The 2,315-nt window shown below is 69.8% G+C and carries 2 protein-coding genes; both read right to left on the minus strand.

What is annotated here, in order from left to right:
- Positions 1-332 precede the first annotated feature (332 nt).
- Positions 333-587 (minus strand): hypothetical protein, encoded by a 255-nt coding sequence (locus E2493_RS20225; protein WP_135090492.1) that lies wholly within the window; start codon positions 585-587, stop codon positions 333-335.
- A gap of 962 nt (positions 588-1,549) precedes the next feature.
- Positions 1,550-2,110 (minus strand): YqgE/AlgH family protein, encoded by a 561-nt coding sequence (locus E2493_RS20230; protein ID WP_135090494.1) that lies wholly within the window; start codon positions 2,108-2,110, stop codon positions 1,550-1,552.
- Positions 2,111-2,315 lie beyond the last annotated feature (205 nt).

A 2,315-nucleotide genomic window follows, 5' to 3' on the forward strand; every position in this document is an offset into this window, starting at 1 on the left:
AACGGTCGATTTACGGTGGTGCACTGCAGCAGGCTACCGCGAGAACCGGCTCCGGCCCGGACGGCCCGCCACAACCGCCCGCGCCTGTTCCGCACTGTAAACGCGCGTTTTTCGCGCTGTTATATCTCTGTTACGGATCTGAGGAATGCCGGCCAAGTCTTTGAAACACCTGCGCCGGACGAATGAGACGGCCTGTATCTTTGCTGTTTTAAAAGCAAAGGGCGCGACGGGCCGGCCGCGCCGCGCGCCGACTCGCCGGGCGGGCGCCGGCGTCCGCCCGCGGATCCCGCAAGAGATCCGCAGTCTTTCCGAACGATGGGGTCGAGGCGGCTTTACGCCCCCTGCAGCGGCCGCGGCTGCGCCTCGGCTTTCGCCGCGTCGCGGCCGATCAGCGGCGGGTTCCAGGGGTCGTGGCGCGGGCGCGGCTCGGCCTTGTGGGCGAGCGCGGCGCGGAGCAAAGCCTCGCCCTCGCGGCAGCTCGCCACCGCCTGCTCGGTCACCGTCATGTCGTCATGCTCGATGACCAATTTATAGGGCTGGGCCTGGCCGGGCGTCATCACCAGCCGCGCGGCAATCGCACGTGTCATCGCCGAGATCCTCCACGAGGCCGCGCCCCGAAGCGCGGCACCTGCCGCGATCATGCGCTCGGCCCTCCGAGTCGCCCAAGCGGATTCCGCCGCGCCCGCCCCCGCGACGCCAGGACGCCACGCCACGGGAAAGCCGCCGATCGCGGCGATTTGCCGGACGCTACCGTAAGAGAAATTGAAGGTCGCACGGCAAGCCCTTGAACCGGCGAGGAATGCATATCGCGAAACGCCCTGTTCCGCCGTAATGGGACCGTATTTACGGCGGCCAGCCCACCACAGCGCGCTCAGCGACACCGCAAAGGCGCCGGCGCGCCGCGTGGCCGCGCCACCTTCCCTGCCGGCCGCCTCCCACCTGCATTCCACCTGCATTGGCAGGTGCGCGACGTCGGGCGCCGATCACTGTTGCCCACCGGTTCGTCGGCGCGGGGAACTCCGCCCCCGCCACCGCGCGCGCAATGGGCCTGCTTTAACAGGTGGCGCCGCGCACCGATGCCGCGCCTTTATCCCATGTTCTCATGGCCTTGCAGGGCGAACCTGCAAACCCACTCCGGTCCCTGTTCTCCTGTTCCGAAGGCCCTGAAACCCGCCTGCGCCCGTTTCATTCGGGCCTGTTACGGGTTAGCCGCCCGGCCCCAGCCACGCTCAACCCCGCCCCTGTCCGCCGACTTGTCCGCCGACTTGTCCGCCGACTTGTCCGCCGTAGCTTCAGCGAAGGCGGAAGCTTCAGCGAAGGCGGAAGCTTCAGCGAAGGCGTAAGCTTCAGCGAAGGCGGAAGCGAAAGCGAAAGCGAAAGCGCCTCACGGAGCGAAGGAGGATCAGGCCGTTCCGAAATCCGCCGTCAGCAGCCTGGGACCTGCCCGCCGTAGCGCCTCATGGCGCGAAGGCGGATCAAGCCGTCCCGAAATCCGCCGTGAGCAGCCTGGGGCCTGCCCGCCGTAGCGCCTCATGGCGCGAAGGCCTGCTTACGCCGTCCCGAAGTCGGCCGTGAGCAGCCTGGGGTCGATCCCGGCGCTCAGGAAACCCTCGGTCCAGCGGGTGTCGACGTCGCTGTCGTAGAGCAGGCGGTCGCTGCCCTCGCAGGCGAACCAGCCGTTGCCGCAGAGCTCCTGCTCGAGCTGGCCGGCGCCCCAGCCGGCATAGCCGAGCGCGGCCAGCCATCGGGTCGGCCCCTTCCCTTCGGCGATCGCGCGCAGGATGTCGAGCGTCGCCGACAGCGCCCATCGGTCGCCGACCTGGATGCTCTCCTGCCCGCCCCAGTCGAGCGAATGGAGGATGAAGCCGCGTTGCGGCTCGACCGGCCCGCCGAGGTGGATGGCGACGTCGGGCGCCACGCCCGGCTCGATGTCGAGCTGCTTCAGCAGGCCGTGGAAGCTGATCCGCGGCACGATCCGCCCGAGCCCGATGCCGAGCGCGCCGTTCTCGTCATGGACGCACATCGCGATCACCGCCCGCTCGAACCGCGGGTCGCCGATCCCGGGCATGGCGAGGAGGAGCTGTCCGGTGAGAAAAGGCGGCTGGTCCATGGCCCGGACATAGGCCCCGCGGCGCCCCCTGCCAATCGCCGCCGCGGGCGGACATCGTCCGATCCGGGCGGAATGACGCGGGTCCGCCTGCGAAGCAGGCGGAGCGATGCCGGGGGCATCGCGGCCCGCGTCATCCGAGCCGAAGGCGAAGGCGGACGCGGGTCCGCCTGCGCAGCAGGGCGGAGCGATGCCGGGGGCATCGCGG

Source organism: Sphingomonas parva (ex Maeng et al. 2020) (assembly GCF_004564275.1).
GTDB lineage: Bacteria > Pseudomonadota > Alphaproteobacteria > Sphingomonadales > Sphingomonadaceae > Allosphingosinicella > Allosphingosinicella parva.